Origin of the sequence: Paucisalibacillus algeriensis (assembly GCF_000577245.1) — a bacterium.
In the GTDB taxonomy this organism is placed as follows: Bacteria; Bacillota; Bacilli; order Bacillales; family Amphibacillaceae; genus Ornithinibacillus.
The window spans coordinates 263136-284126 of sequence record NZ_CBYO010000014.1 but is presented as its reverse complement, the minus strand read 5'-3'; the positions used below and the strand labels follow the sequence as shown (position 1 = coordinate 284126).

Annotated in this window: 27 protein-coding genes and 1 pseudogene; 17 read left to right on the top strand and 11 right to left on the bottom strand. The window is 34.7% G+C overall.

Annotated features, from left to right (window positions below; genetic code table 11):
• Window positions 1-87 precede the first annotated feature (87 nt).
• From TY11_RS11055 to mtnN, 9 genes are all read left to right on the top strand, one after another.
• Complete coding sequence (locus TY11_RS11055) at window positions 88-357, top strand: IreB family regulatory phosphoprotein (protein ID WP_042146092.1); 270 nt, start codon at window positions 88-90, stop codon at window positions 355-357.
• Entirely contained in the window at window positions 358-771 is a 414-nt protein-coding gene (ruvX, locus tag TY11_RS11050) for a Holliday junction resolvase RuvX (RefSeq protein WP_042146091.1), read from the top strand.
• Window positions 772-787: 16 nt separating this feature from the next.
• On the top strand, window positions 788-1072 hold the full coding sequence (locus TY11_RS11045) for a DUF1292 domain-containing protein (RefSeq protein ID WP_042146090.1): 285 nt from the start codon (window positions 788-790) through the stop codon (window positions 1070-1072).
• A gap of 146 nt (window positions 1073-1218) precedes the next feature.
• Window positions 1219-2346 carry an endolytic transglycosylase MltG gene (mltG, locus tag TY11_RS11040; protein ID WP_042146088.1) on the top strand — a complete coding sequence of 376 codons (1128 nt, stop codon included), beginning with the start codon at window positions 1219-1221 and terminating at the stop codon, window positions 2344-2346.
• Between the two features lie 247 nt (window positions 2347-2593).
• Window positions 2594-3235, top strand: a complete 642-nt coding sequence (locus TY11_RS11035; protein ID WP_042146086.1) for an O-methyltransferase — start codon at window positions 2594-2596, stop codon at window positions 3233-3235.
• Between the two features lie 14 nt (window positions 3236-3249).
• Window positions 3250-3909 carry a uridine kinase gene (udk, locus tag TY11_RS11030; RefSeq protein ID WP_042146085.1) on the top strand — a complete coding sequence of 220 codons (660 nt, stop codon included), beginning with the start codon at window positions 3250-3252 and terminating at the stop codon, window positions 3907-3909.
• A 116-nt stretch (window positions 3910-4025) separates the two neighbouring features.
• Window positions 4026-4502, top strand: coding sequence for a transcription elongation factor GreA (greA, locus tag TY11_RS11025; protein ID WP_042146083.1), 477 nt, complete (start codon window positions 4026-4028; stop codon window positions 4500-4502).
• Between the two features lie 209 nt (window positions 4503-4711).
• Complete coding sequence (locus TY11_RS11020) at window positions 4712-5422, top strand: YrrS family protein (protein ID WP_042146081.1); 711 nt, start codon at window positions 4712-4714, stop codon at window positions 5420-5422.
• A 29-nt stretch (window positions 5423-5451) separates the two neighbouring features.
• On the top strand, window positions 5452-6138 hold the full coding sequence (mtnN, locus tag TY11_RS11015; RefSeq protein WP_042146079.1) for a 5'-methylthioadenosine/S-adenosylhomocysteine nucleosidase: 687 nt from the start codon (window positions 5452-5454) through the stop codon (window positions 6136-6138).
• 216 nt (window positions 6139-6354) lie between these two features.
• On the opposite strand, the gene sigK is transcribed toward mtnN, so the two are convergent.
• Together sigK and TY11_RS11005 are read right to left on the bottom strand one after the other, a co-directional pair.
• Window positions 6355-7059, bottom strand: coding sequence for an RNA polymerase sporulation sigma factor SigK (gene sigK / locus TY11_RS11010; RefSeq protein ID WP_042146077.1), 705 nt, complete (start codon window positions 7057-7059; stop codon window positions 6355-6357).
• A 349-nt stretch (window positions 7060-7408) separates the two neighbouring features.
• Window positions 7409-7909, bottom strand: coding sequence for a DUF1697 domain-containing protein (locus tag TY11_RS11005; RefSeq protein WP_042146074.1), 501 nt, complete (start codon window positions 7907-7909; stop codon window positions 7409-7411).
• Window positions 7910-8052: 143 nt separating this feature from the next.
• Here TY11_RS11005 and TY11_RS21005 point away from each other — a divergent pair, with 143 nt between their 5' ends.
• The 3 genes from TY11_RS21005 to TY11_RS21000 all read left to right on the top strand — a co-directional run bounded on the left by TY11_RS21005 (window position 8053) and on the right by TY11_RS21000 (window position 9454).
• A complete protein-coding gene (locus TY11_RS21005; RefSeq protein WP_255342675.1) occupies window positions 8053-8187 on the top strand; it encodes a hypothetical protein in 135 nt (44 codons plus the stop codon).
• A 114-nt stretch (window positions 8188-8301) separates the two neighbouring features.
• On the top strand, window positions 8302-8925 hold the full coding sequence (locus TY11_RS11000; protein ID WP_042146073.1) for a DUF1062 domain-containing protein: 624 nt from the start codon (window positions 8302-8304) through the stop codon (window positions 8923-8925).
• Between the two features lie 400 nt (window positions 8926-9325).
• Window positions 9326-9454: a hypothetical protein gene (locus TY11_RS21000; RefSeq protein ID WP_255342674.1), complete on the top strand. Its 129-nt coding sequence runs from the start codon at window positions 9326-9328 to the stop codon at window positions 9452-9454.
• Between the two features lie 22 nt (window positions 9455-9476).
• Here the strand turns inward: TY11_RS21000 and TY11_RS10995 are convergent, their stop codons facing one another.
• Window positions 9477-9938: a staygreen family protein gene (locus TY11_RS10995; RefSeq protein ID WP_231495808.1), complete on the bottom strand. Its 462-nt coding sequence runs from the start codon at window positions 9936-9938 to the stop codon at window positions 9477-9479.
• Between the two features lie 344 nt (window positions 9939-10282).
• Between TY11_RS10995 and TY11_RS10990 the strand changes: the two genes are divergently transcribed.
• From TY11_RS10990 to TY11_RS10970, 5 genes are read left to right on the top strand one after another with little or no spacing between them, the layout of a single operon-like run.
• Window positions 10283-11200 carry an ABC transporter ATP-binding protein gene (locus TY11_RS10990; RefSeq protein ID WP_042146072.1) on the top strand — a complete coding sequence of 306 codons (918 nt, stop codon included), beginning with the start codon at window positions 10283-10285 and terminating at the stop codon, window positions 11198-11200.
• Window positions 11193-11972, top strand: coding sequence for a DUF2705 family protein (locus TY11_RS10985; protein WP_042146070.1), 780 nt, complete (start codon window positions 11193-11195; stop codon window positions 11970-11972). The genes TY11_RS10990 and TY11_RS10985 overlap by 8 nt, the downstream gene beginning before the upstream one ends.
• Window positions 11973-11982: 10 nt before the next feature.
• The gene (locus tag TY11_RS10980; protein WP_042146066.1) at window positions 11983-12654 is read left to right on the top strand and encodes a response regulator transcription factor; all 672 of its coding nucleotides are present in this window, start codon (window positions 11983-11985) and stop codon (window positions 12652-12654) included.
• Between the two features lie 21 nt (window positions 12655-12675).
• On the top strand, window positions 12676-13602 hold the full coding sequence (locus TY11_RS10975; protein ID WP_042146518.1) for a sensor histidine kinase: 927 nt from the start codon (window positions 12676-12678) through the stop codon (window positions 13600-13602).
• Window positions 13603-13605: 3 nt separating this feature from the next.
• On the top strand, window positions 13606-14202 hold the full coding sequence (locus tag TY11_RS10970; protein ID WP_042146064.1) for a class I SAM-dependent methyltransferase: 597 nt from the start codon (window positions 13606-13608) through the stop codon (window positions 14200-14202).
• Between the two features lie 51 nt (window positions 14203-14253).
• Here the strand turns inward: TY11_RS10970 and TY11_RS20845 are convergent.
• From TY11_RS20845 to TY11_RS10935, 8 genes and pseudogenes are all read right to left on the bottom strand, one after another.
• Window positions 14254-14545 (bottom strand): annotated as a pseudogene (locus tag TY11_RS20845) (transposase); the annotation flags it as partial.
• A 351-nt stretch (window positions 14546-14896) separates the two neighbouring features.
• Window positions 14897-15262: a monovalent cation/H(+) antiporter subunit G gene (gene mnhG, locus TY11_RS10965; RefSeq protein WP_042146062.1), complete on the bottom strand. Its 366-nt coding sequence runs from the start codon at window positions 15260-15262 to the stop codon at window positions 14897-14899.
• On the bottom strand, window positions 15243-15554 hold the full coding sequence (locus tag TY11_RS10960) for a Na(+)/H(+) antiporter subunit F1 (RefSeq protein ID WP_042146060.1): 312 nt from the start codon (window positions 15552-15554) through the stop codon (window positions 15243-15245). Before TY11_RS10960 ends, mnhG begins: the two co-directional genes overlap by 20 nt.
• On the bottom strand, window positions 15555-16031 hold the full coding sequence (locus TY11_RS10955) for a Na+/H+ antiporter subunit E (protein ID WP_042146058.1): 477 nt from the start codon (window positions 16029-16031) through the stop codon (window positions 15555-15557). It lies immediately after the preceding gene.
• A gap of 6 nt (window positions 16032-16037) precedes the next feature.
• On the bottom strand, window positions 16038-17519 hold the full coding sequence (locus TY11_RS10950; protein WP_042146056.1) for a Na+/H+ antiporter subunit D: 1482 nt from the start codon (window positions 17517-17519) through the stop codon (window positions 16038-16040).
• A complete protein-coding gene (locus TY11_RS10945) occupies window positions 17512-17850 on the bottom strand; it encodes a Na(+)/H(+) antiporter subunit C (protein ID WP_042146054.1) in 339 nt (112 codons plus the stop codon). The genes TY11_RS10950 and TY11_RS10945 overlap by 8 nt, the downstream gene beginning before the upstream one ends.
• The gene (locus TY11_RS10940) at window positions 17850-20192 is read right to left on the bottom strand and encodes a Na+/H+ antiporter subunit A (protein WP_042146052.1); all 2343 of its coding nucleotides are present in this window, start codon (window positions 20190-20192) and stop codon (window positions 17850-17852) included. The genes TY11_RS10945 and TY11_RS10940 overlap by 1 nt, the downstream gene beginning before the upstream one ends.
• A gap of 275 nt (window positions 20193-20467) precedes the next feature.
• Window positions 20468-20608, bottom strand: a complete 141-nt coding sequence (locus TY11_RS10935) for a sporulation histidine kinase inhibitor Sda (protein ID WP_042146050.1) — start codon at window positions 20606-20608, stop codon at window positions 20468-20470.
• Window positions 20609-20991: the final 383 nt, after the last annotated feature.

Below are 20991 nucleotides of genomic sequence, written 5' to 3'. Positions count from 1 at the left end.
CTTCATTCTATTTATTAAATTATTATATTTAATCTTTTAAACATGATAGAATGGAAATAGAAACAAAAAGTGGAATGAGGTGTCGTGATGAGTTCAATCGATAAAACAATGAAATTCAACTTTTCAGAAGAGCCATTTGATCGAGATATTAAAGAAATTCTAATGACTGTCCATGAGGCACTTCAGGAGAAAGGCTATAATCCAATAAATCAAATTGTTGGCTATCTATTATCTGGTGACCCTGCGTATATTCCAAGATACAAAGATGCTAGAAATTTAATCCGTAGAATTGAACGTGATGAAGTAATAGAAGAACTTGTTAAATACTATCTAGAACAGCAATATAAAGGTAAATAAATGAAGATAATGGGTTTGGATGTTGGTTCGAAAACAATAGGCGTTGCAGTTAGTGATGGATTGGGATGGACAGCTCAAGGTTTAACTACAATAAAATGGGAAGAATCGGAGATAGAGTCTGCTGATAATCAGTTAAAGGAGATTATTAAGGAACATCATGTAGAAAAAGTAGTTATCGGGCTACCCAAAAATATGAATGGCACAATTGGTGAACGTGGTGAGGCATCAATAAATTACGCAGAACATATAGAAAAGGTACACGGTTTACCAACTGTTCTATGGGATGAGCGCCTTACTACTATGGCAGCAGAGCGTGTATTGCTCGAAGCCGATGTAAGTAGAAAAAAGCGGAAAAAGGTAATCGATAAAATGGCCGCAATGATGATTTTACAAGGCTATCTAGATCAAAAATGAAAAGGAGATTACATTTATGGCAATTGAAGAAAAAGAACGCATCATCATTCCTGACGAAAATGGTGAAGAACATTTATTTGAGGTACTATTCACATTTGATGTAGATGAAACTGGATATTCCTATATCGCAGTAGTGCCAGCAGAACAAAAAGACGACGAGGAAGTTGAAGTCTATGCTTTCCGTTATGAAGAAAAAGAAGATGAAGACCTATCCCTATATGCTATCGAATCTGACGATGAATGGGATATCGTTGAAGAAATGCTAAATACCCTAGCAGAAGAAGAAGAATTAAAAGAATAGGTTTCTGTATTCTATTCTATGTTAAAAGTAGGTGCCACGTTTTGGTACCTACTTTTTTGTATGGATGTTTATTAAAAGAATATAATAAATCCTAGCGTATATTGTCTTTTTTTAGTATAATATACCGGATGAGAGGGGGATAATGGATGTCTGAGGGTAAAGATAAAAATAAAAATAAACGTAATTTTAAAGATAATTTAGTTGCTAGAGGAGAAGACGCAAGAACGGTTCGAAAAATTGTAGCTATCGTTATCTTATCTCTTCTTATAGTCCTTGTTGTTGGAGGAATATCTGGCTATACATATGTTAAATCAGCATTAGAACCAGTCGACCCAGGAAATGAGCAAGGTGTAGAAGTTGAAATCCCTTTAGGTTCATCAACATCAGGTATTGCTGAAGTACTAGAAAAAAGCGGAATTATAAAAGACTCCATGATTTTTCGGTTCTACATTAAGTTCAAGAATGAATCCGGATTTCAGGCAGGTAACTATACATTTACAAAAGCAATGACTTTGGATCAAATTATTGAATCGCTAAAAAGTGGTCGTATTATCAAAGAACCTGTACATCGGGTAACAATACGAGAAGGTTTAACAATTGATGAAATTGCAGCAATCTACGCCGATAAATTACCGATTTCTGAAGAAGAGTTTTTAGAGAAGGTTAACGACCCTGATTATGTCAATCAACTAATGCAAAAATATCCTTTCTTAACAGAAGATATACTCAATCCTGAGCTAAGATACTCACTCGAAGGTTATTTATTTGCTGCTACGTATGACTTTTACGAGGAAAGTCCACCAATAACAACAATTATAGAGAACATGCTGGATAAAACACAATCTGTTCTAGGGCAATATATGGATGCAATTAATGAAAAGGGTCTTACTATTCATGAAGCTGTTACCATGGCTTCATTAGTGGAAAAAGAGGCAGTAACAGAAGATCAACGTAAAAAAATAGCTGGAATATTTTATAATCGACTTGATGCAGGTATGAGATTGGAAACAGACCCAACAGTTCAATACGCAAAGGGTATTCATACTGAAAAGGTACTGTTAAAGGACTTAGAGATAGAATCACCATTTAACACGTATCGAAATGATGGGTTACCAATTGGACCAATTTCGAATTTCTCACAGAATGCATTTGAAGCGGGAATAAACCCAGAAGAAACAGAATTTTATTTCTTCCTTCATGATGGGCAAGGAAATATACATTATGCTGAAACGTTTGAAGAACATTTGGTTAATAAAAATCAACATATCCAGTGAAAATGAGGAAGTGTGAATTTATTTCACATTTCCCGTTTTTTTGGTGAATTGAAGAGATAAACTCTAACTTTTCCCCAAAAAAATTTTACACTTCTTATGATAAGGATATTCTAGGCAGTAGCTACCTTGCTAAAGTAGCAAGAAGTACAAAAGAGAGCCTCTGATGGGCTAGCCTCGTAGATTTCTAAACATATTTCGGCATTATCTTGGTATCCTAATAGGATAAGCATAAAAATGAGGGTAAAAAATGGATGAAATGTTAAATAATTATTTAGTTAAGCATTTACCCGACACGGAAGCCTGGGTAAAGGAATTGGAAAATCAAGCAAAAATTGACCATGTCCCAATTATGGATCCAGTCGGGATTAATTTTTTGATGCAATTAATTCGGTTAAATAAACCAACTAAAATATTGGAAATTGGAACTGCTATTGGTTATTCAGCCTTAAGGATGAATGAAGCAAACCCCAGTTCAAAAATTACTACCATTGAGCGTGATGATAGTAGGTATGAACAAGCGGTCGAAAATATAAAGAAACAACATAAAGATAACGTGATTGAGATCATTCATGGGGACGCACTAGATGAGTTAATGAAGCTTGCTAATAAGGGTGAAAAATACGATTGCATATTTATTGATGCTGCTAAGGGTCAATATATGCGATTCTTTGAATTGTCACAGCCACTCCTAGAAGAAAATGGAGTAATTGTCTCCGATAATGTTCTATTTAGAGGGTATGTTTATGACCCCAATTTTGAACATCCAAGATACAAGAAAATGGTTGAGAAAATAAGAGCATATAATGAATGGCTGGTAAACCAACCTAGTTTTATTACAACAATATTACCTATTGGTGATGGGGTTGCTATTAGTGTTAAAAAATCATGAAAAGAGGTAGCAAGATGCAAGACAAACCAGTAGTAATTGGTGTTGCAGGTGGTAGTGGTAGTGGGAAAACATCTGTAACAAAATCAATCTGCCAGCGATTTACGGATAAAACAATTCTTGTAATTGAACAAGATTATTATTATAAAGATCAAAGTGATTTACCGTATGAAGAACGTTTAAAAACAAATTATGACCATCCACTTGCTTTCGATAATGATTTATTAATTAAACATGTACATTCATTATTAAATCATAAACCAATTGAAAAGCCGATATATGATTATAAAATTCATACACGTTCAAAAGATGTTATTAAAGTTGAACCTAAGGATGTTATCATCCTAGAGGGGATCTTAATATTAGAGGATCCTCGTTTAGTGGATTTAATGGATATCAAGGTATTTGTTGATACAGATGCTGATTTACGTATTATCAGAAGATTACTTCGAGATATAAAAGACCGTGGTAGAACGTTAGATTCCGTCATTGATCAGTACTTAAATTCTGTTCGTCCTATGCATTTGCAATTTGTTGAACCAACAAAAAGATATGCTGATATCATCATCCCTGAAGGTGGAGAAAACCATGTTGCTATTGACATAATGGCGACAAAAATCGAGCATATATTGTCAAAAAATAATGAAAATAGTTTGAACAAAAGTATTGAAAATTAAAATAAAATCTGCCATAGTTATGGTTAGTATACTTTTTAGTTACTAGTTGCATTATATACAACACAACCAAAATATAATTGTTGGTAGCAGTAGATAGATAAAAGGAGTGTTTTTTTATGGCTGTAGAGAAAAGTTATTATATGACACATGAGGGGAAAGAGAAATTAGAAAAAGAGCTTCTATACTTGAAGACGGAAAGAAGACAAGAAGTAGTCGAGCGGATTAAGGTTGCACGTGATTTTGGTGACCTTTCTGAGAATTCTGAGTACGATGCTGCAAAGGATGAGCAAGCATTTGTAGAATCACGCATTTCTCAAGTTGAGAAGATGATTCGTAATGCAGTAATTATTGAAAACGATAACCAGAATCCTAATATGGTATCTCTAGGGAAATCGGTTACTTTTATGGAATTGCCAGACGGTGAAGAAGAAACATATACAATTGTCGGAAGTGCTGAAGCTGATCCATTTGAAGGAAAGATCTCTAATGATTCACCAATGGCAAAAAGTCTTCTAGGCCATGAAATAGGTGAAGAAGTAGCCGTAACTACACCAGGCGGAGATATTCAAGTAAAAATACTTAAAGTTGAATAGTGATCAAAAAAGCGGAGTAGATGCTCCGCTTTTTAATTTTAAGCATGTGAAAAAGAGGCAGTAGTAGTGTAATCGGGCCACGGATTAGGCTGATAGTTATGTATAAATAATATCACCAAACTGAAATATAAAATTAAAGATAAGGATATTATTCCTGGCATATAAATTATGGTAATATAATAACGTATACATAGGGAGGGGAAGATTGAATGAGTGATTTTGATAGATATACTCGTGTAAACAAATTCGAAAAAAGACGCAAAAATACAAAGCTAATGTCCTTATTAACTATTGCTGGAAGCTTCCTTATTATTCTATTAATCGGTCTTTGGATATTTGGACCAGATGATGAACCAGAGCAACCGAATAACATCGCAAGCTCTAATGATAATACAACAGAAAGTGAAAACCAAAACGAAGAAGAAAATATAGATGAAACCGGGTCAGATACTGGACAAGACTCTACAGAATCCGAGGAAAGTTCTACTCAAACTGAGGAAGATGAGAGTAATGAAACAGAATCTGGTTCTGATGAATCAAATGAAAACTTGCAAGATCCAGGTGAGAAAGAACAAGTAGATCCTGCCGCAAACGATGATAAAGTAGTAGAGGCATACACAAAAAATTGGCAACCAATTGGTACAGAACAAGAAGGAACACATTCAGTGGTATATGAAGACGGTTCTCAGGACAGAATTGAAATGGAAAAAGCACTTCAATATGCTACTGGATTATCAGAAGATAATATAATTACTTGGTGGCTACAACGAAATGGTGATCAAAATGTTATCGGTACGGTATCGGATAAAGCAGAAACACAAACTTATCGAGTGTATATTAGTTGGGTGGACAATCAAGGTTGGCAACCTACTTTAGTAGAGGTATTAAGTGAGAACGATCAAAAATGGAGATTTGAATAGGGTTTTGATAATAGGAGGTTTATGACATCATGGCAATAGGTATTATTGGTGCAATGGATGAAGAAATAGAAATAATAAAAGGGAAATTGGCAGAAAAAGAAGAAACAATCATTGCCAATAGTCTATTTATAAGTGGTAAATTACAAGGGAAAGATGTAGTACTATTAAAGTCTGGGATTGGAAAAGTAAATGCTGCTATGGCAACAACGATATTAATGGAAAGATTTTCACCTGAGTACATTATTAACACGGGTTCCGCCGGAGGATTTTCTTCAAAGCTTGAGGTTGGAGATATTGTCGTATCTTCAGAAGTTGTTCACCATGACGTAGATGTAACAGCGTTTGATTATGTATATGGACAAGTACCGGGCATGCCTGCGACATTCAAAGCTGATTCTACACTCATAGATGAAGCCATGAACGCAATCGAACTACTAGATGTTAATGGTGAAATTGGTTTAATTGCGACAGGGGATTCATTTATGGAGGACCCAATTCGAGTAGAAGATGTACGTGAAAAATTTCCTAATATGATTGCATCAGAAATGGAAGCAGCAGCGATTGCGCAGGTTTGTCATCAATATAACTGCCCATTTGTTGTCATCCGAGCTCTTTCGGATATTGCCGGTAAGGAATCTTCGGTTTCGTTTGATGCTTTCCTTGAGAAGGCTGCAATGAACGCCTCAGAAATGATTTTTAATATGCTTGACGATTAGATTAATAAATGGATGCCACCGGTGGAGTTAATCCCCAGAATTGGCATCCTTTAATTATTACTAATTAAATAGCTGTAGGATCCCCACTTCGGAGATTACAGATTAATTCAGAATTATTATAAGCGGGGTATCAACATCCCATAAAAGTCCGACGCATACAATCAAATTCAGTGGGGGAAGAATAACCTACTTAATGATGCTTCATACTATACCCATTTATCCTTTACGTTCATTCCGATAATACTCATGAAAAACCTTCATTAATGCCCTTTTTTCTATACGAGATACATAACTTCTAGAAATGTTGAGTTTTTTTGCAATCTCTCGTTGAGTCATTTCTTTTTTATTATTCAATCCATAGCGATAAATAATTACTTCCCTTTCGCGTTTATCTAGAATTGAAAAATAATCCTGCATTTTCTCAATTTCCATATTTAATTGGATGTATTCAATCACATTTTCATTTTCTGCTTCTAAAATATCAATAAGACTAATCTCGTTTCCCTCTTTGTCCTGACCAATCGGATCATGTAAAGAAACGTCCTTTTTAACCTTTTTTAAAGCCCGCAAATGCATCAAAATCTCGTTTTCAATACATCTTGCTGCATAGGTTGCAAGCTTTGTACCTTTACCCACAGAGAAGCTCTCAATCCCCTTAATTAACCCAATTGTTCCTATAGATATTAAATCTTCCATATCTTCTCCGGTATTTTCGAATTTTTTAACGATGTGTGCAACTAGACGTAAATTATGTTCAATCAATTTATTTCTTGCTTCTTCACTTCCATTTTGCATTTCCGCAATGTACTTAGCTTCGTCTTTGGAAGAAAGGGGTTGTGGAAACGCATGATTTTTCACATAGGAAACAAAGAATAGAGCTTCTTTTATTAGCAATGCAAGGACACTCAATATTCCGGACAAACACATACACCTCCTGACTAGGCTGGGCTATAGCCTATATAAACACCCTATGATGATAAAGCGTGTCTTGTGTCTGTCCTTCCAAAATAAAGATAAAATTCCTTTAGCTTAGGTCATAAATCAAACTGTGGTAAGAAAATCAGGAAATAATGTATGGAGATGGAAGCTAGCGTCATAAGATTACCAGATACCAAAATAATGTAAGATAATGACAGGGTAGATTTTGAAATGACCTTGAAGCTACAGAAGGGAAGCTCTATACTTGAAAACCACAAAAAGACGGTTCTCATGCTACTTTGCAAAACAAAGAGAATAAACCGTCTTTAAGTATCCACATTCCAACTAGTTTTTACTTGTTCCTTATAATCTTATCTACTGTATTACGATTACGGATAGTAGAGCGTGTTTGAAGCTTTCTTTCAAAAAAGGCATTGTTATATTTGGTTTGATGAAAATTTTTGGAAAGATGGATTATAATGTTTTGTTGATCTATCACCTCAAATTCATCGTCAACAACTTCTTTAATGAGTTCAAGTTGCTCGTTTGAAATTGGAGTTTTTAGAAATAGAATGTAAACATTGTCTTTAGTAAATAGGGGATGTTGCTGAATTTTTTCTAGAACTTCTTTAGGACGTACTGTGACTGGAATATCAAACCCAAATGTCTCCTTTAGTTGTAATTCAATTTGCTGTTCGTCACAAATGAGTTCTTCGAATAATACATTACCCGTTTGAATATATGTCCTTACGTTTTGAAAGCCCATTTCTTGGAAGAGAGCCTTTAATGATTTCATATCAACTTTATTCTTTTTACCTAAGTTGATCCCTCTAAGTAGTGCAACATAAGACATTCTCAGTTTTCCCCCTAGAAAATTTTTCTAATTCTATTATAAGATTTCAATTCGATTCTTTCAATATTGTAAATAGTCTTAATAATTAACGAGTAGTTATTGACAACAAAAACAATTATTATATAATTTTAGATAGGAGATATATGGAAGGTGGAATTGGATTTGCCAAATTACTTGTAATGGTTAAGCAATTAAATAGTACATTTCTTTTTGAACAGGACGGTTCAACGACGGGAGAAGTGTGCCTATTTTTAGCCATTACAGGGAACGCGGAATAATCTGTTGTGTACATTCCAAGCGGGATACCTATAAGGTGTTCTGCTTTTTTATGGGAAAAATTTCTCCCATCAGCTATTATTGGCGTTCCTCTGGAAAAATAGGAGGAACTAGATATGAGTTTAAATCATGTCATAACATATGAAATTATTGCACAGGAAACGCCTAAAGTTATACGGAATTGTAGGAATTGTAAAAGGAGTACGGAATACTATTGTAGTGATAAATTCAGGGTGAATGCTAATCGAAAATTGGTAGATATTTGGCTTATTTATAAATGTATACATTGTGAAAATACATGGAATTACCCTATTTACTCTAGAGTACATGTAAGCCGATTAGATCCAATTCTACATCAAAAATATATGAATAATGATAAAGAAACCATCTGGTATCATGCCTTTCAATCGGGTAAATTACAAAAGCTATGTGATGCTGTGAATCAAGAGATAAACTATGAGATAAAAAAGGATAAGTTTGATTTAGTTTCTAATGAAGTGACAATTAATATTTGTTGTAAATATGATTTTGGTCTTCGAATAGATAAACTACTAGCAGAAATAGTGGGGATATCACGATCACAAGTAAAAAAACAAGTACAGGCAGGAATGTTATTGCTGAACCCAGATGTTACTATGAAAGACAAAGTTACCGATAAATTACAAATAACTGTTAAAGGGAATTGGCATCAAGAAGTTGCCCCAACTTTTCTTAGGGATTATGTTGGGAGTACCACTTAATAAAAAGATGGGGATTTAATAACTGATGTTTTAAGTCTAAAATCAAACAATAAAAAAGGATTGGTAAGATTAATTTACCGATCCTTTTTTACATTTTTATCGGTCAGCTTGAATATTACAGATGAATTGAGCCACCATTTGCGGAACAGAGATCCTCTAATAAAATCACATAATGCATTTTTGATTGTGAAGGGTTACACTTAAACCCCTCAGTTAGTTTCAATTTACTCTTAATTACTCGCAGGATTTCATACCACTTATCAGAACAATAACGGATGATGGAATGAGTTTCGAGAATTAAAAGGCTACATGAAGGCATGCGGAAATAGAGGAGTAAAAACTCCATTTTTTAGATTATACTGCATGCATTCTCCACGCCGCCCCTGGAGGCTTTCCCCCCATGTCTCAACTGGAGAAAAGCTTAGCCCGTGCGGAGGAATACATGCAATTAGAAAAGGTGGAAGATAGTAAGAAGTTGGTGAAAATGGATGTGTTTGAATTAAGAACTAAGCTAACTAATAGGCGATAAATGGAGCAAAAAGAAAAGCCCTTTACGATCTAAATCTTTGGAAGTCGTCCCAGTTTTCTTGTTTAGCAAACTGGGGAAAGACAGATATAAAATTTACTATGATTGGTACATAATCTAGATTTGGATAGATAGAAAATAATTTTCGATCACCGTATCGAATAGCTTCTAATGCAAGTGGCAATTTACGTCTATAGACTTCATTACGTTTTGCTGACTCACTTTGGTTAAATGGTGCTTTATCTACCTGTAGATAAACGCAATAAATGAGGGATTCTCCATTTGTTAACCATTCCCCTAATACTTCATCCCTCATCAGATTAAGTTTCTCCCAGGCAAATTGCATTCCAATGGTAAGAAATAAATCACCAGTAAGATCCGAATGTGTTAATGTATACCGGCGTGGAATGACAGGTCCGATAGGAGAAACACCATCCACATATTCAGTTTTTATTTTTTCTGGTTTAAAGTTGCCCAGTGCAATCAACCCAATTGTTTTTTAAGACATTATATTAGTAATGCTTAAGAACGGTCCCTTACTATTAAGGCTAAATTCTATTAGCAAAAGAAATTAGAATAGGAGAAACCTGAGTCCAATAAAGGGTACTCAGGTTTCTTATGGTTTGAAATATAATTTCATCTGGTTTTTATGCACCTTCTAAGTAACGGTCTGTGATAATTAGTTCATTTAAAAGGACACTATATTTCCATACATGTTCTATTTATATCATTTCTTTACACTTTCTTTATACTTTCTTTATACTTTACTTGTCTAATTCTTTAAACTTGTTACCTATACTAAATTTAACAACAATAAAAGGATGATAAGTTATGTCAGAAACAATTCTTAAATCAGTGAATATCTCCAAAATATATGGTAAACACATAGCCCTTGATAAAGTCTCAATAGAAATAAAACGTGGGATGATTTATGGGTTAATCGGGAAGAACGGTGCAGGAAAATCGACTTTTATGCGCATTATTATGGGGTTGATCACCATTGATGAAGGCAATATTGAGTTGTTTGGGGAAACCGATAAGAAAGCACTCCAACATGCACGAAGAAGAATGGGGCAATCCATTGAAACACCAGCACTATATCCGGAATTAACAGCCCGAGAGAATCTGCAAGCACAAGCAGCAAATGGTGGTGTTAGTGAACGCGAGATTGATGATTTACTTCACTTAATGAAACTGGAGCATACCAGGAAGAAAAAAGCGAAGAATTTTTCATTAGGAATGCGACAACGTTTGGCGATTGCATCCACTCTTATTACTAACCCAGAATTCTTAATTTTAGATGAACCTACCAATGGTCTAGACCCCTCTGGAATTGTGGAAATGCGAGAAATTATTCAACGACTGGTGAACGAACGCGGTATCACCGTCTTACTTTCTAGCCACTTGCTTGATGAACTTTCACAGATTGCGACTCACTACGGTATTTTGCATAATGGGAAAATTATTAAGGAGATTTCCAAAGAAGACCTAGCGCTTGAAACTCGTCAATACGTTGAATTAGAGACAACTGAAGTACAAAAGGCAGTCACCGTACTAGATAAATTAGGGATAAGCGATTATGAAGTGAAAAGTAAAACGGAAATTCATATATATGAACGTTTAGATGATGTAGCATCGATTAACCGTTCATTAGTCTTAGCTAACTTGGATGTTTCACGGATTGGTACAACAAGGCAGAAATTAGAGGATTATTTCTTGCAATTAACAGGAGGAAACAGTTATGTTTAATCTATTAGCCGCTGAAAAAATTAAATTATCCCAAAGTAAAAAATTAATGATTGTTATTGGTATTTTTCTCTTACTCCCTATTATTCAAGTAGTAAATACGAAAGTAAATGTTGCATACGGGAAGGAACTCGTCCAGGTCATTGATACAGTTATCAATGGCGCAACAGGTATTCTAATGATAGATAAAAATGGGCTCACTATATTACTAGTAATAAGCGCATTTATAAGTTTCTTTATTGGAGAAGAATTTCAAAATGGTACGATCCGAAATGCATTGTCATTAGGTCGCAGCCGTATGCATTACTATCTGTCCAAATTTGCGACAGCTGCGATTGTTTCCCTTTTTGGAGTGATTGTACTTACTGCAATTGGTATGATAAGTTTTTCTATAGCATTTGGCTTTGGAGGTGTTGCGGAAATTAGCAATTACGTTCCATATGCAATTAAAACGTTTAGTACCTTATATTTATTAATTTTGGCTAATGTTTCGATCTATGTCATGATTAGCTTCCAAACCAAAAATAGTGGTGTTTCCCTAGTATGGAGTTTTCTTTATACTATTGCTACCGGATTCTTGCCTAACATTTTCCAACAGACAGAACACTTTAAACACGTTTCAAACTGGTTTACAGAAACATTCTTGTTTTATTACGATTTTGCTAGCCCTGATGGATTAGCTACCTATCCTAATATGATTTTGGTGAGTATCATCACAATCCTGTTATCATCAACATTAGGAATTATTTTGTTTAATCGAACAGATATAAAGTAGGTTGATAAATATGGCAACGATATTAATCGTGGAAGATGATGTTACGATTCACTCCCTTATCAAAGAAACCTTAGAACTGCATGGATTTCTAACCCTAAGTGCATATTCGGGTACTGAGGGGAAATTGGTGTTCGAACAACATAATATCGATATGGTTCTCTTAGACTTAATGCTTCCTGGTATGGATGGAGAGGATCTTCTTAAAGCATTTAGACAACACGTTTCTATTCCTGTTATTGTCATATCGGCAAACCATGACCAAACTTCGAAAGTAGAACTTCTAATGAATGGAGCAGATGATTACATCACTAAACCCTTCGATGTAAAGGAACTACTTGCGAGAATTGACATTCAATTACGTCATGCAACCACGTCTTCCATTAATAAGAGGAAAGAAGTACATTACAAAGATATTCGGGTCGATATCGATACACGAGAAGTAAAGGTAGAAGACCAATCGATTCATCTTACGGGACGCGAATATGAAATTCTTCTATTATTTCTTGAGAACCCACAGAAGGTATATAGTCGTGCTAATATTTATGAAAGTGTTTGGAATGAACCGTTTTTTGATAGTGATAAAACGATAAACATGCATATCAGCAATTTGCGAAATAAGTTAAACTTAGCTGAAGCAAACTATATTAAAACAATATGGGGAGTAGGCTTTAGATTTGATTAAACGAAAGGGGTGTTAATGGAAATGTGGGGATGGATATTTTTCTTACTATCATTAGCGCTCTTTTTTTATATATTCTTTATAAAGCAGGAGATTAGAAAAATACAGCGGGAAGTGAAGGAGCTTCCAACCCGTTCAAGTTATGGTAATAGGCTTTCACTTGATTTTCGTGAAAAGACATTGTTGGATCTAATCGATGAATTGAATCGACTGGTCGATACCTTTGAAGAAAAGCATCGTCTCGCCAAGAATATGGAAGAGAATGTTAAATTAACTATTGCTGGACTTTCCCATGACTTACGTACACCACTTACATCCATCCATGGCTATGTTCAACTATTACATGCAACAACAGATGATAAGAAACAAACAGACTATTTAATGATTATCGAACACGCTGTCAAAAGATTACTTGAGATGACAGATCAATTTTATGACTTAGCACAGGTGGAAACGAATCAAAAACAATTAACCTTCGTCTCGATGTCTCTCGCAAATTTAGTGGAAGATATTTTCTTATCCTTTTACGCTCAACTACTAGAAAAGAACATCGAAGTTCACTTTCCGGAAGAAGTAAGTCAGAGTCAGGTTATTACTGACAAGGTAATGCTTACCCGTGTCCTGCAAAATATAGTGCAAAACATATTACGGTATGCTAAAAGTGAAGTGGTGATCAGCTACCAAAGCGAAGGGGATTATCTTAAACTTAGCGTAAAAAATGACATTATGGCCGAAAGTGAAATTGCCGTGGAAAAAGTATTTATGCGTTTTTACACAGAGGTGACCAGTAGAACGAATACAGAAGCAAGTGGGCTTGGTCTGTACCTATCTAAAAAGCTAGTGGAAAAGATGAATGGAAAATTGAAAGCAGAGTTGAAGGGGAAATGGTTTATCATTCATATGTATTTGCCTATGAATAGGATTCAAAGTTTAAGTTGGAAGAAGGAGTAGTATATGGAAAATAACGTGTTTGAACAGCTGGCAAAGCGCTACGATACGGAAGAAAGAAAACAATTAGCTAAAGTGATAACGGAAGAAGTGAGATTAGAATTACAAGATAGTCTATCAAAGTCTTTGATAGACTATGGGAGTGGTACCGGTCTCGTTAGCCTGGAAATAACAGACCTAGTAGATACTGTTTTGTTGGTAGATTCATCCAAACAAATGTTGGAGGTTGCAGAAGCTAAGATTTCCCACAATAGAGTTACCAACACAAACGTACTGTATTCCGATTTTACACAAGAAACTCCTAGATTAGAGGCAGATGTCATTTTAATGTCTCTCGTTCTACTGCATATTCCTGATACTAAAAAAATTCTACAAGAACTTTACGACATTTTAAATGTGGGTGGGAAGTTAATCATTGTTGACTTTGATAAAAATGACAAAGTCAATCATCCGAAAGTCCATAATGGTTTTGTGCATGAAGGATTGAAAAGACAATTATCAGAAGTGGGATTTGTCTCAACTGAAATTAAGACTTTTTATCATGGGAGTCGTATTTTTATGAATCAAGATGCATCTATGTTTATATCCAACAGTATCAAGTAAATAAATATTGCTATGCCCCTGTCAAGTAGACAGTGGAATAATAAAAGAGAACTAAGTGGCTTTGGCTCTATATTCCATAGGGCTATGGCCGTTTAATCGTTTTTGATACCTATCATGATTAAAGAAATTTATGTATTCATTTATCGCAAAAGAAAGTTCCTTAAATGTCTTGTACTTACGTATATAATACTTCTCACGTTTAAGTGTTCCCTAAAAGGATTCCATCGGTTCGTTATTCAATACACCTCCAACACGTGACATACTCTGCATCATTTTTGCGGCATCTATCCTTCGTTTAAACCCTTGTGAGGTATATTGGAATCCCCGGGTCACTATGGATCAATTAAGAACTTGAGTACCATATATAATATTTATATTTCCAATCTCGGGTTATTGTTTTACTTACCTTATCCCCTCTGCTTATCTGAGTTAAGGTAAGAGTACCATCTTCCCAAACTTTTAAAACTTCAAATTTAAACTCAGAAGTGAAAGCTCTTTTAGAAATAAAAATACTCCCCTTTAAGTTAGCCAGATTTTTATTTTTTAATCTGTCTACTTTAAGGGGAGCATATCAAAAACTTCCTCAAGCTTTTTGTGCCATTTGCATAGTTAATTGTTTGGCTTTTTCATATTTTATTTAACTGAACTACTTATCAGAAAAGAATGATTACTCTCTTAAGATGTTCTGTATCCTTTATTGATGTTTTCGCATGGCTTCTTCATATGCATCAGTTCGATTTTTGGTTAGTGGTTTAATCCCACTATTATGTGCTGCTCGACCAATCATATGAGCTGAAACAGGAGCTGTTACCATAATAAATATAATACCGATTAAGAGTTTTCCGCTTACAATATCTTCTTTTACGTATAAGTAGAGAAATGCGGCAATTAATATGCTTGTTACGCCTAGGGTAGATGCTTTTGTTGCGGCGTGTAGTCTTGTATATATATCTGGAAAACGGACAATCCCAATCGTTGCGGAAAGGGTAATAAACGCTCCGATTAAGAGTAATACAATTACAATAATATTTACAACTAATTCAATCCATGTCCCGGTCAATTATAACACCCTTTTCTACATATTTTGCCGTAGCAAGTGTACCCAAAAACCCTAGTATCCCGACAAGTAAGGCAACATCGTTTAAATATGGTGTGGAAAGGTAAATGGCGATAATTCCCGTTAATGCCATTAAGTTAATCCCAATTGTATCTAAACCAACAGCACGATCTGGGTTTGTTGGCCCCTTAAAAATACGATATAGAAGTAATACTAGTGAAATTCCGATGAAGATGGAAGAGATAATAATAGTGTATTCCAGTAATGTGTCTGTAAATGCAATAGCATCTGCCATCTATCTTGTCACCTCCAGAATTGCCTTCTCGAAGCTATCCTTGATTTCCTGAATGGATTGATCTACCTCATCAATATCCATTGCATGGATAAATAGTGTGTCATTGTTATCTGAAACAGCTACAGATAAGGTGCCTGGTGTTAATGAAATCAAATGTGCTAATAATGTAACTTCCCAGTTACTTTTTACCTCTAGAGGTAGAGCAAATATACCTGGTTCAATCTCTGGCTTAGGAGTATATATCAGTTTAAGAATACTTAAATTGGATAATACTAATTCTCTTATAAATATGAGAATTAGCTTTATGATTTTTACAACACGTATACCGTAAAATCTGCCAGGAATAAATCTATTTAATAAAAGTACTAATAGTAATCCCCATATATACCCAGCAATGAAACTAGCAAATGTATAAGATTCACTTAAGAACATCCACATAAGCGCAATAATGATATTAATTAAAATCTGAAAGGCCATAGTCGTCTACTCCTTTAACACAGAATCTATATAAATTTGGGGATCTAATAAGTATTCTGCAATTCCATCAATAGCTGGATAAACAAATTGTGCTCCTATTCCCAGAAAAACAGAAATAGTTAATAAACAAACAATAGGTATGATTAAACCTGCAGATACTTTCTTAGTATATGTCTTGTTTTCTTCTTTTTCACCCCAGAATCCGCGAATGAATATTTTCATAACGGAGTATAGAATTAGTAAGCTGGATAAGAGAGCGATAATTGTGATTGCTATTTCATCTGCTGATAGAGCTCCTCTAAGTAGTAAGAGCTTTCCAATAAAGCCACTAAATGGAGGTATACCAGCTAATACAAACGCGCTAATAAAAAGTAGCCATCCTAAAACAGGGTAGTGATGGATCAGCCCTTTCATCCTTCTTAAGTCTGAAGTTCCAGCTACATATGCTATAACACCAACTAATAAGAATAGTGCTGATTTAATAATCATATCGTGAATTAAATAATAGATAGACCCGCTTAATGCATCTTGGTTGAAGATGCCTATCCCCATGATGATAAAACCAATTGCAGGAATGATATTGTAAGCAATGATGAGTTTAATATTGTTTGTCGAAAGTGCACCAATAACCCCAAATATCATGGACAACCCTGCTATCCATATAAACGCCTCATGTGTTATTTCCATTCTGTAGACGAAAATTAGTGAGAATACACGAAGTATCGAGTAAATACCTACCTTTGTTAAAAGGGCACCAAATAAAGCAGAAACAACCGGATTTGGAACAATATATGGTCTTGGAAGCCAGTAATACAATGGGAACAATGCTGCTTTAGTTCCGAAAACAAAGAATAATAATACTCCAATAGTTGTTAATATTCCTTTTTGTTCTACTTCTGCAACACGTTCAGCAATATGTGCCATATTCACAGTTCCAACGACACCATACAATAATGCTACTGCTGTAACGAATAACATAGAGGAGAATAAGTTTATCAAGACGTATTTAACAGATTCTCTCAGTTGGATTTTATCGCCACCTAATACGATTAACGCATAAGAAGCCATTAGTAGTACTTCAAAGAACACAAATAGGTTAAATAAATCTCCTGTTAAAAATGCGCCAGAAACACCAGTAATCAACAGGAAAAAGAAGGTGTAATAGTAATGTGTCTCTTGTTTTATGTTTAATGAATGTGGAGCATAAAATGCAGCAGTTGCTGCAATAATATTTGTCGTTAGAATGAGTAATATGGATAATTGGTCAGCTACTAGAATAATTCCATATGGTGCAGCCCAATCACCTGTTTCTAGAATAATAGATCCATTCGAGAACACTTCATAAGTAACATATGCTGCTACAAGTAAACTAATAATCGAAAATAGTTTTGATAAGAAACGTGTAATTTTAACATTCTTATTCGTAAAAGCAACTATTATACCGGCTAACATAGGGATGATAATCGGTAAAACCGCTAAATTACTCATTCGATTCACCCCTCATTTCTTCCATATTATCTGTATTATTTTCTTTTGCTGTCCGGTAACTTAATACAAGTAACAAACTAGTAATACCGAAACTGATAACGATTGATGTTAAAATCAATGCTTGTGGTAGGGGATCAGTATAACTAGTAACATTCTCATCCAATATAGGAGGTTGGCCGCGTTTTAACTTCCCCATTGTTAATAAAACTAAGTGAGCACCGTGTGATAGCAATACGGTCCCAATTATAATTCTTAGTAATTGTTTTTGTAAGAGATTATAGATAGCTGTTGCAAATAAGACACCAGCTAATAGCAAGATAATATATTCCATTACTCTGCCTCCTTGTCCTTTCTAACTTTAATGAGGCTATAAATTGCTAAAGCAGCAATACCTAGTACCGCAATCTCAAATAATGTATCCAGTCCACGCATATCTACTAAGATAACGTTAACGATATTATTTCCCCCACCTAATGTATAAGAGGTTTCCACAAAGTAATCTGATATTGTATCAAACCAATCTGAGCTATGGGCAGCAATGCCTACCATTGTAATTAACGCACCAGTACCAATAGCTAGAAATAGGTTTGTAAATGAAGTCCCGATTGTTTCATTTCTTTTCCTTAACTCTGGTAAGTGGTAGTAGGCAAGTAAGAATAGAGCCATCGATATTGTCTCCACGACAAGCTGTGTTAGAGCAAGATCTGGTGCACGGAAAATAACAAAGAGAATCGAGATACCAAATCCAACAATACCAGTAATGATAATTAATGCTAGTTTATTATTAATAAAGACTGTACTAATGGCTGCTAGAACCATAATCAAGACAATTGCAATATCAACTATTGCAACTTCTTCTAAGTCATCAAAGGTGATATTATTAAATCCACCAGTTGTAGACATTACCGTAAAGGTTAAAAATATTATAGCTGCTAAAATAATCGACATATATAATCTCAGTGACCCAGTCATGTAAGAGTTCGTTATTCTAGCAGAATAGTCATCTGTTTTTCCAATAATCTTATCATAAAGCTTATTTAGACTAAGTTTCCCTGGGATAGCTTTGTAAATGTTACTCCATTTCTTACGAGTTAAAAACAGAATAATACCCACTCCGACTACTACTAATGACATTTGAAAAGCAAGTGAGTCGAATCCATGCCAAAAAATAATGGGCTTTATTTCAAATGCACTATTTCTAATAGCATGAGCTGCATGTGTTAGTAACGAACCATTCACAAGATTTGGAAATAGCCCAATGATAACCACACCTAGTATAAGCACAATAGGGGATATAAGCATCCCAATAGGTGCTTCATGTGGTTTTTTAGGTAATAGCTCGAGCTTCTTCGGTCCTGTGAAAACACCGAAGAAAAAGTACATGGAATATACAAAAGTAAAAATACTACCAAATACAGCTAGATAAGGGATTGCTTCCGAAAGGAAACTAGCAAATGAATTTGCATTTTCACTTAAGCCGGTTGTTGCTTCAAAGAATAATTCCTTACTATAAAACCCGTTTAAGAATGGTAGTGGAACACCGGCCATAGAGAAGGTTCCGAATAACGCTAATGTTGCAGACATTGGCATAAAAGTAAGTAATCCTCCAAGCTTGCGGATATCTCTTGTACCAGTTTCATGATCAATAATTCCTGCAATCATAAAGAGACTTCCCTTAAAGGTTGCGTGGTTTAGTATATGGAAAACAGCAGCAAAAACAGCTGCTTCTGTACCAAAACCAAGCATAGCCATAATCATACCTAATTGGCTGATAGTAGAGAAAGCAAGTATACCTTTTAAATCTGTTTGTCTAACTGCCATATAGGAAGCCCATACTAATGTAACGATTCCAACTAGGCTTACAGTTATAAAGAACCATTCATAGTCTACAAAAATAGGTGAGAAGCGGGCGACAAGGTAGATACCTGCTTTTACCATAGTAGCGGAATGCAAGTAAGCACTCACAGGTGTTGGTGCTTCCATCGCATCCGGAAGCCAAATATGGAATGGGAATTGAGCAGACTTCGTAAATGCACCTAATAAAATGAACACTAATACTAGTGGTAAATATCCACTATCTGCAATCACATCAACTTGGTCAATCATGGAGCGTATGCTTGTCGTACCAGTAATTACAGAAAGTAAAACAAGCCCACCTAGCATACTCAATCCACCAAAAATCGTGATAAGCATGGATTTTTGTGCACCGTAACGTGAACGTTCACGGTGATGCCAATAACCAATTAACAAGAAGGAGGATATAGATGTTAATTCCCAAAATGTGTATAGTACAAATACATTATCAGACAATACTACCCCTAACATAGCTGACATGAACATCAGTAAGTAAACATAAAAATGACCTAGTTTCTCAGAAATATGTAAGTAGTAGATGGAATAAAAAACAACAAGGGTACCAATACCACTGATCAATAATACAAAAAGTAAACTAAGGCCATCTAAATAAAAATCAAAATTAATATTAAGGGAAGGAATCCAGTTATATGTATGATGCACAGGAGAAAAGCCATTTCCAACAAAACTTACAAAATAAAGGAAAATTCCTAAGGGGATAAAAACAACGAAAATACCTGTATGTACTTTTTCTTTAAATTTACTTATGACTGGAATAAATAAAGCAAGTACAAGTGGTAATAAAACTGCAAAAATCATGTACGATTAAACCTCCTATTAAAGAATCGATAATTCCAAAAATAATAAAGCGTTTTCTTCTTGCCAGATTGTTCTCACTTAAATCAGTATCCTACAATCATTCTAATACATACATAGCTAAGTCTCAAAACGAAATAGCGCAAGTATATAGAAAATAGCTTATCATATTTTAAAGGTAGGAAAAAATAAAAACTCTCATCATTCAAATGAATGACAAGAGTGATAATTTTTTTCTTCCTATTTAATATATTTATATGTTTCATGTCGAATTTTCGCTAACTAGAGAATTTGATTTTATGGGTTAAACCTCTTCGATATATTTCATCTTTTATAAGTGAAACAAAATCAGGGCTTAATTTTAATTCATTTGCTTTATGATACGATTCGATTAATAATTCATCTGACAAATGTTCCATAAATGTAGCCCTCCTATATATTTCCTGCTTTTTTGCTAGGTTTAGGATAGTTATAACGTAACACGAAATAAAAGACAGGACAAGATGCGACTTATCTACAGTGGGTTGTAGATAAGTTGTGTATAAAGTGGTAATTTTTGCAATAAACCCAGTAATATTACTGTTGATAATGTGAATAGACTTATCCACAATGCGAGAAATGTAGGGATTTGTCGAACGATTTTCGAGTTTTTTATCTGCAATTTACATATTTCTACCTTCTATAACATATATATGGTATTTTTATATGCGTAGGTATGAAATTGGTATACTTTCTTGCCGAACCCATGTGTCAATGTATAATTAATTACTATAATAATAGCCCAAAATACTATAATATAAAC

What these genes read in the sequence shown, in the direction of transcription:
- TY11_RS11035 (WP_042146086.1), top strand. Translation starts at nt 2,594, where the DNA reads ATGGATGAAATGTTAAATAATTATTTAGTTAAGCATTTACCCGACACG.
- TY11_RS10980 (WP_042146066.1), top strand. Translation starts at nt 11,983, where the DNA reads ATGGCAACGATATTAATCGTGGAAGATGATGTTACGATTCACTCCCTT.
- TY11_RS11020 (WP_042146081.1), top strand. Translation starts at nt 4,712, where the DNA reads ATGAGTGATTTTGATAGATATACTCGTGTAAACAAATTCGAAAAAAGA.
- TY11_RS11005 (WP_042146074.1), bottom strand. Translation starts at nt 7,909, where the DNA reads ATGTCTTATGTTGCACTACTTAGAGGGATCAACTTAGGTAAAAAGAAT.
- greA (WP_042146083.1), top strand. Translation starts at nt 4,026, where the DNA reads ATGGCTGTAGAGAAAAGTTATTATATGACACATGAGGGGAAAGAGAAA.
- mtnN (WP_042146079.1), top strand. Translation starts at nt 5,452, where the DNA reads ATGGCAATAGGTATTATTGGTGCAATGGATGAAGAAATAGAAATAATA.
- TY11_RS10945 (WP_042146054.1), bottom strand. Translation starts at nt 17,850, where the DNA reads ATGGAATATATTATCTTGCTATTAGCTGGTGTCTTATTTGCAACAGCT.
- TY11_RS10955 (WP_042146058.1), bottom strand. Translation starts at nt 16,031, where the DNA reads ATGGCCTTTCAGATTTTAATTAATATCATTATTGCGCTTATGTGGATG.
- udk (WP_042146085.1), top strand. Translation starts at nt 3,250, where the DNA reads ATGCAAGACAAACCAGTAGTAATTGGTGTTGCAGGTGGTAGTGGTAGT.
- ruvX (WP_042146091.1), top strand. Translation starts at nt 358, where the DNA reads ATGAAGATAATGGGTTTGGATGTTGGTTCGAAAACAATAGGCGTTGCA.
- TY11_RS10985 (WP_042146070.1), top strand. Translation starts at nt 11,193, where the DNA reads ATGTTTAATCTATTAGCCGCTGAAAAAATTAAATTATCCCAAAGTAAA.
- TY11_RS11045 (WP_042146090.1), top strand. Translation starts at nt 788, where the DNA reads ATGGCAATTGAAGAAAAAGAACGCATCATCATTCCTGACGAAAATGGT.
- TY11_RS11000 (WP_042146073.1), top strand. Translation starts at nt 8,302, where the DNA reads ATGAGTTTAAATCATGTCATAACATATGAAATTATTGCACAGGAAACG.
- TY11_RS11055 (WP_042146092.1), top strand. Translation starts at nt 88, where the DNA reads ATGAGTTCAATCGATAAAACAATGAAATTCAACTTTTCAGAAGAGCCA.
- TY11_RS10935 (WP_042146050.1), bottom strand. Translation starts at nt 20,608, where the DNA reads ATGGAACATTTGTCAGATGAATTATTAATCGAATCGTATCATAAAGCA.
- TY11_RS10970 (WP_042146064.1), top strand. Translation starts at nt 13,606, where the DNA reads ATGGAAAATAACGTGTTTGAACAGCTGGCAAAGCGCTACGATACGGAA.
- TY11_RS21005 (WP_255342675.1), top strand. Translation starts at nt 8,053, where the DNA reads ATGGAAGGTGGAATTGGATTTGCCAAATTACTTGTAATGGTTAAGCAA.
- TY11_RS21000 (WP_255342674.1), top strand. Translation starts at nt 9,326, where the DNA reads ATGTCTCAACTGGAGAAAAGCTTAGCCCGTGCGGAGGAATACATGCAA.
- TY11_RS10990 (WP_042146072.1), top strand. Translation starts at nt 10,283, where the DNA reads ATGTCAGAAACAATTCTTAAATCAGTGAATATCTCCAAAATATATGGT.
- TY11_RS10960 (WP_042146060.1), bottom strand. Translation starts at nt 15,554, where the DNA reads ATGGCAGATGCTATTGCATTTACAGACACATTACTGGAATACACTATT.
- TY11_RS10940 (WP_042146052.1), bottom strand. Translation starts at nt 20,192, where the DNA reads ATGATTTTTGCAGTTTTATTACCACTTGTACTTGCTTTATTTATTCCA.
- TY11_RS10950 (WP_042146056.1), bottom strand. Translation starts at nt 17,519, where the DNA reads ATGAGTAATTTAGCGGTTTTACCGATTATCATCCCTATGTTAGCCGGT.
- TY11_RS10975 (WP_042146518.1), top strand. Translation starts at nt 12,676, where the DNA reads ATGTGGGGATGGATATTTTTCTTACTATCATTAGCGCTCTTTTTTTAT.
- mltG (WP_042146088.1), top strand. Translation starts at nt 1,219, where the DNA reads ATGTCTGAGGGTAAAGATAAAAATAAAAATAAACGTAATTTTAAAGAT.